Source organism: Curtobacterium sp. 320 (assembly GCF_031455235.1).
Lineage (GTDB): Bacteria > Actinomycetota > Actinomycetes > Actinomycetales > Microbacteriaceae > Curtobacterium.
In genome coordinates this window covers 677,092-683,601 of sequence record NZ_JAVDSI010000001.1, presented here as the reverse complement: position 1 = coordinate 683,601, position 6,510 = coordinate 677,092, and the positions used below count along the sequence as shown (strand labels likewise).

Below are 6,510 nucleotides of genomic sequence, written 5' to 3'. Positions count from 1 at the left end.
AACTCCACCCGGGCGCGGGGGCCGGGGGCGCGCCGGCGCAACACCCGGGCCGGGTGTTGCCCCCCCCCCCCCCCCCGGCGGGGGGGGGGGGGCCCCCCGGCCCCCCCGCCTCCAGTCCGTGGATCGGGACCGTCTACTCGACCGGACGGGCGAGCGCGTCCGTCACCGGTCGCGACAGCACCAGCGTGATGCCCAGCAGCGCGGGGATGAGCAGGAACCAGCCGACGGCGGGCACGCGGAACACGCCCTGGAACGCCCCGATCGCGAGCGCACCCTGCAGGACCTGCCAGACGATGATCCCGGACCGCACCCACGGACGACGGTTGCGGAGGCCGATGCACAGGGAGCCGAGCCAGAGCGCCGCGATGGCCGCGAGGACCGTCAGCGCGATCCCGGACGCGATGCTCGTGGCCGGCGCGACGATGAGTTCGACGATGAGGACGATAGTCACGACGACGAGGGCGGCGAACTCGAGTCCGACGACGACGAGGAGCGCCAGGAGGGCAGGCGACCGCCGCTCGACGTGGTCGGGCTCGGTCGGGGTGGTGTCGGGCACAGCATTCCTCCAGCGTCGGAACCCTTGATTTGGCCCTACCAGTATGGAACGATATTCGAGGTCGTTTGGACGGCACGATGTGGTGTGCGTCTCCCGTGGTTCGACGCTCCTCCCCCGAGCGTTCTGCGGGCGTCAGACTCGCTTCCAGCGGACTCCTCCCCCACGGGTGTCCCCTCGTGCCTCGCGCATGCTCAGCGTTCCGATCCCCGAACCACGGCCCCGGCCTGCCGTTCGAGCATCGATTTCAAGGAGCACCACACATGGACTGGCGTGACCAGGCAGCCTGCCTCACCGCGGACCCCGAGCTCTTCTTCCCCGTCGGGAACACCGGACCGGCCGTCGATCAGATCGAGAAGGCCAAGTCGGTCTGCGCTCGCTGCACGGTCACCGAGATGTGCCTGCAGTACGCCCTCGAGAACAACCAGGACTCCGGTGTCTGGGGTGGCCTGAGCGAGGACGAGCGCCGCGCGCTGAAGCGTCGCGCCGCCCGCGCTCGCCGCGCTTCCTGACCCGGCGCCTGCTGCGCGCCTGACGCCCGCCGCCCCCACTGGGCCGGCGGGCGTCGTCGTGCGCGGGGCGCGGCTGCAGGCGATTGCACATGCCTGCGCACAACGGAAAGCACGCGACGCCGCACCATCGCGCGGTTCGGACGCACTTCCGTTGTGCGGCCGCCCGACGCGCCGCGCGACGAACCACGGAACCGACGTCGAACCAGGGCCGGACGGCGGTTCGACGTCGGGAACGTGGTTCGACGCGGGCCTGGCGGGCGCACGCCGCGACTCCAGGCCGCTGCACGTGCCTCCGCACCACGGAAAGCACGCGACGCCGCGGCACCGCGCGGTTCGGACGTGCTTTCGTTGTGCGGCCGCGCGACGAACCACGGGACCGACGTCGAACCAGGGCCGGACGGCGGTTCGACGTCGGGAACGTGGTTCCACGCAGGACTGGCGGGCGCGCGCCGCGCCTCCAGGCGACGCGCGGCGCGGGCGCGGAGCGCGCTACGCGGCGCCCGGCGTCGCCGTCAGCCAGCGGAACGGGATCGTGATGGTGACCTCGGTACCGCTGCCGGTCAGGGTGTGCCAGTCGATGGTGCCGCCGAGCTCGCCCTGGAACAGCGTGCGGACGATCTGCGTCCCGAGGCCCGACCCGACCTTGCCCTCGGGCAGGCCCCGCCCGTTGTCGCGGACCTGGATGTCGAGGTGGTCGTCGAAGCGCTCCGCCACGATCTCGACCTCGCCGTCGCGGCCGTCCAGCCCGTGCTCGACGGCGTTCGTGACGAGCTCGGTGAGCCCGAGCGCGAGCGGGGTCGCGGCCTCGGAGGGCAGCACCCCGAACTCCCCGGTCTTCTTCGGGCGGACGGTCGTGTTGTGCGACGCCGCGACTTCGGTCACGAGCTTCAGCACGGAGTCGAAGACCTCGTCGAAGTCGACGTTCTGGCTGAGGCCGGTCGACAGGGTGTCATGCACGACGGCGATCGCGGCCACGCGGCGCATCGCGTTCTGCAGCGACGTCCGGGCCTCGTCCGAGTGGGTGCGGCGTGCCTGGATGCGCAGGAGCGAGGCCACGGTCTGCAGGTTGTTCTTCACGCGGTGGTGGATCTCGCGGATCGTGGCGTCCTTGGTGATGAGCTCGCGCTCCTGGTGCCGCAGCTCGGTGACGTCGCGGCAGAGGACGATCGCACCGATCCGCTCGCCGTGGTCGCGGAGCGGGATCGACCGCAGCGAGACCGTGACGCCCTTCGACTCGACGTCGGCACGCCACGGGGCACGGCCGGTGACGACCAGGGGCAGCGACTCGTCGACGTCGAGCTGCGCACCGATGAGCTCGGTCGTGACCTCGGCGAGGGACTTCCGCTCGAGCTCGCCCTCGAAGCCCATCCGGTTGAAGGCGCTGAGGCCGTTCGGGCTGGCGAACGTGACGATCCCGTTCGTGTCGAGGCGGAGCAGGCCGTCGCTGGCGCGCGGTGCACCGCGTCGGGGTCCGGCCGGCGCACCGATGTCGGGGAAGTCACCCGTGGCGATCATGCCGAACAGGTCGTTCGCGCTCGCGGTGAAGTTGAGCTCCTGGCGGCTCGGGGTGCGCATCTCGTCCTGGTTCGAGTGCCGCGTCACGACCGCGATCGGGCGCTCGGTCGTCTCGGCGCTGTTCGCGCTCAGCCGCCGGAGCACCGGGATCGCCCGGACGCGCGTCGGGGTGTCCTCGTACCAGTCCGGCTCGGCGGAGTCGACGACCCTCGCGCCGACGAAGCTCTCGGTGACCTGTTCGCGCCACTCCTCGCGGATCTCCTGCCCGACGATGTCGCGGTAGAAGAGCGTCGCCGCGGAACTCGGGCGAGCGTGCGCCACCGCCACGAACGAGCCGTCCTCGGCGGTCGGGACCCAGAGGACCATGTCCGCGAAGGACAGGTCGGCGAGCAACTGCCAGTCCCCGACGAGCAGGTGGAGCCACTCCACGTCGGCTTCGGAGGAACGGCCTTGTGCGAGGACGAGGTCACTGAGGGTCGACACCCGCCCAGTCTAGGTGCGCACCACTGTGGACAACTCCGCTCTCTCCACAGGCTCGAGGGCAGTCATATTTCTCATGTTGTACTCGCTCTACGCTCAGCCCCGACGAAAGGGGCAGGGGTGGCCGAGGAAGCACGCCGGATCGATGACGCAGAGCCGATGGAGAACGTCCCGCGACTCAGCGCGGTACCGCCACCGACCGACGTCGAGGACACCGCTCGCGCGCTCGGCCTCTGCGTCGCCGAGATCCTGACGGGGTCACGCGAGGTCGACAGCATCGCCCGGTGGATCACCGACGAGGTGCACCGGCACCTGCAACAGCGGGCGGCGATGGCGGCGCGGGCCCGGCAAGTCGGCAGCCGGTCGCGCGGACGGGCGCTGCTCCGGGTCGGCAGCGTGATCGTGTGCTGCCCCGCCGACGGGGTCGCCGAGGCGACGGTCGTCGTGCACACGCGCAGTCACGCCCGTGCGGTCGCGATGCGCCTGGAGGGACGGCAGGGTCGCTGGCGCGCGACGGCCGTCGGGGTCTTGTGACGCCCGTGATGTGACCGGGAGACGGACAGGAGGCGCGGTGCCAGCCGGCACCGCGCCTCCTGTCCGGACGTGGTCGCGTCAGCCCTTCTTGGCGGCCTGACGACGCTCGGCGCGGTTGCCCGCGGCAGCCTGGCCGGACGCGGTCGCGGCGTTGCCGAACGCGGAGCCCTGCTCCGGCCCGGCGGCCGCCTCGGCCTCAGCCTGCGCCTTCTGCGCCCGCGCGGTCGCGGCCTGCTCGAGGCGACCGCGCTCGTCGCGGACCTCGACCTCGCCGTCGATCGACGGAGCGGAGTACTCGAGACCGGAGACCTCGTCCTCACCGAGGCCCTTGGCCTCGATGACGGCGTTCTCGCCGTCGGACTGGACCTGCACCTCGAGGTTGAAGAGGTAGCCGACCGACTCTTCGCGGATCTGGCCCATCATGCTCTGGAAGAGCGCGTAGCCCTCGCGCTGGTACTCGACCAGCGGGTCGCGCTGTGCCATCGCACGGAGGCCGATGCCGTCCTTGAGGTAGTCCATCTCGTAGAGGTGGTCGCGCCAGCGGCGGTCGATCACCGAGAGGACGACGCGGCGCTCGAGCTCACGCATGGCCTCGTCGCCGAGGAGTTCCTCGCGCTGCTGGTAGGCGAGCTTGGCGTCGGAGAGGATCTCGCGGCCGAGGAACTCGCGCGAGGCCTTGCCCTTCGAGCCGGCCTCGGTGATGACCTCGTCAATGGAGATCGAGATCGGGTACAGGGTCCCGAGCTCGGTCCACATGGCGTCGAGGTCCCAGTCGTCCGCGTTGCCCTCGGCGGTGTGGGAGTCGATCACGTCGTCCACGACGCTCTTGAGGAACGACTGCGCACGGTCGTGGATGTCGTCGCCCTCGAGGATGTGGCGGCGGTCGCTGTAGATCGCTTCGCGCTGGCGGTTGAGGACGTCGTCGTACTTCAGGACGTTCTTGCGGATCTCGGCGTTGCGGCCCTCGACCTGCGCCTGGGCCGACCGGATCGCACGGCCGACGAGCTTGTTCTCGATCGCGAGGTCGTCCGGGACGTTCGAGCGGCCCATCAGGCTCTCGGCGGCACCGGAGTTGAACAGGCGCATGAGGTCGTCGGTGAGCGACAGGTAGAAGCGGCTCTCGCCCGGGTCGCCCTGACGGCCGGACCGACCGCGCAGCTGGTTGTCGATGCGACGGGACTCGTGGCGCTCGGTGCCGAGGACGTAGAGGCCGCCGACCTCGCGCACCTTGTCGGCCTCGTCCTTGATCTCGGCCTTGACGCGGTCGAACACGTCGTCCCACGCGGCCTCGTACTCTTCCGGCGTCTCCGTCGGGGACAGCCCCTTGGCGTGCATCTCCTGCACGGCGAGGAACTCCGAGTTGCCGCCGAGCATGATGTCGGTACCGCGACCGGCCATGTTCGTCGCGACCGTCACGGCGCCGAGTCGACCGGCCTGGGCGACGATCGCGGCCTCACGCGCGTGGTTCTTCGCGTTGAGGACCTCGTGCTTGACGCCCTTCTTCGCGAGGAGCTTCGACAGGTACTCGGACTTCTCGACGCTCGTGGTGCCGACGAGGACCGGCTGGCCCTTCTCGTGGCGCTCGGCGATGTCCTCGGCGACCTGCTCGAACTTCGCCTTCTCGTTCTTGTAGACGAGGTCGGTCTGGTCGATGCGCTGCATCGGCTTGTTCGTCGGGATGGGGACCACGCCGAGCTTGTACGTCGACATGAACTCGGCGGCCTCGGTCTCGGCCGTACCCGTCATGCCGGACAGCTTCTGGTAGAGGCGGAAGTAGTTCTGCAGCGTGACCGTGGCGAGGGTCTGGTTCTCGGCCTTGACCTCGACCTTCTCCTTCGCCTCGATCGCCTGGTGGATGCCCTCGTTGTAGCGGCGGCCCATCAGGATGCGGCCGGTGTGCTCGTCGACGATGAGCACCTCGCCGTTCATCACGACGTAGTCCTTGTCCCGCTTGAAGAGGGCGACGGCCTTGATCGAGTTGTTCAGGAACGAGATGAGCGGGGTGTTCGCCGACTCGTACAGGTTGTCGATGCCGAGGTAGTCCTCGACCTTCTCGATGCCGGGCTCGAGCACGCCGACGGTGCGCTTCTTCTCGTCGACCTCGTAGTCCTCGCCCGGGGTGAGGCGGGTCGCGATCGACGCGAACTCGGTGAACCAGCGGTTCGCCTCGCCCGAGGAGGGACCGGAGATGATGAGCGGCGTGCGGGCCTCGTCGATGAGGATCGAGTCGACCTCGTCCACGATCGCGAAGAAGTGGCCGCGCTGCACCATGTCGGATGCCTGCCACGCCATGTTGTCGCGGAGGTAGTCGAAGCCGAACTCGTTGTTCGTGCCGTAGGTGATGTCGGCGGCGTACTGCTCGCGCCGCTCCGCCGGGGACTGGTTCGCGATGATGCAGCCGGTCGTCATGCCGAGCGCACGGAACACGCGGCCCATGAGCTCGGACTGGTACGACGCGAGGAAGTCGTTGACGGTGATGACGTGCACGCCGCGCGACGGGATGGCGTTGAGGTACGCGGCCGTCGTGGCGACGAGGGTCTTGCCTTCACCGGTCTTCATCTCGGCGATGTTGCCGAGGTGCAGCGCGGCACCGCCCATGAGCTGCACGTCGAAGTGCCGCATGCCGAGGGTGCGCTTCGCTGCTTCCCGCACGGCGGCGAACGCCTCGGGCAGCAGGTCGTCGAGGGTCTCGCCGTTCGCGTAGCGCTCGCGGAGCTCCTTGGTCTCGTCCTGGAGTTCCTCGTCGGTGAGGCTCGCGAAGTCGTCCTCGAGGTCGTTGATGGCCGAGGCGTACGCCTTCAGCCGTCGGAGGGTGCGTCCTTCGCCGATGCGGAGGACCTTCTCCAGCACGTTTGCCACGTGAGCTCCTTACGAGATCGTCACGCGCGACCTGCGCGATGCGAACAGCCAGTCATG

At 69.7% G+C, this 6,510-nt stretch carries 5 protein-coding genes; 2 read left to right on the top strand and 3 right to left on the bottom strand.

All coding sequences use genetic code 11. The features are described 5' to 3' along the window. Nucleotides 1–133: 133 nt before the first annotated feature. A complete protein-coding gene (locus J2X60_RS03245; RefSeq protein WP_309886470.1) occupies nt 134–556 on the bottom strand; it encodes a hypothetical protein in 423 nt (140 codons plus the stop codon). Nucleotides 557–816: 260 nt separating this feature from the next. Here J2X60_RS03245 and J2X60_RS03240 point away from each other — a divergent pair, with 260 nt between their 5' ends. After that, on the top strand, nt 817–1,065 hold the full coding sequence (locus J2X60_RS03240; RefSeq protein WP_022904217.1) for a WhiB family transcriptional regulator: 249 nt from the start codon (nt 817–819) through the stop codon (nt 1,063–1,065). A 489-nt stretch (nt 1,066–1,554) separates the two neighbouring features. Here the strand turns inward: J2X60_RS03240 and J2X60_RS03235 are convergent, their stop codons facing one another. After that, a complete protein-coding gene (locus J2X60_RS03235; protein ID WP_309886469.1) occupies nt 1,555–3,063 on the bottom strand; it encodes a histidine kinase N-terminal domain-containing protein in 1,509 nt (502 codons plus the stop codon). A 117-nt stretch (nt 3,064–3,180) separates the two neighbouring features. Here J2X60_RS03235 and J2X60_RS03230 point away from each other — a divergent pair, with 117 nt between their 5' ends. Next, nucleotides 3,181–3,594 (top strand): Rv3235 family protein, encoded by a 414-nt coding sequence (locus J2X60_RS03230; protein WP_309886468.1) that lies wholly within the window; start codon nt 3,181–3,183, stop codon nt 3,592–3,594. 78 nt (nt 3,595–3,672) lie between these two features. Here J2X60_RS03230 and secA read toward each other — a convergent pair whose 3' ends face one another. Beyond that, a complete protein-coding gene (gene secA / locus J2X60_RS03225) occupies nt 3,673–6,453 on the bottom strand; it encodes a preprotein translocase subunit SecA (protein WP_071294918.1) in 2,781 nt (926 codons plus the stop codon). Nucleotides 6,454–6,510 lie beyond the last annotated feature (57 nt).

Bases quoted from the DNA above. Each gene is read 5' to 3' on its own strand.
- J2X60_RS03240 (WP_022904217.1), top strand. From the start codon at position 817: ATGGACTGGCGTGACCAGGCAGCCTGCCTCACCGCGGACCCCGAGCTC.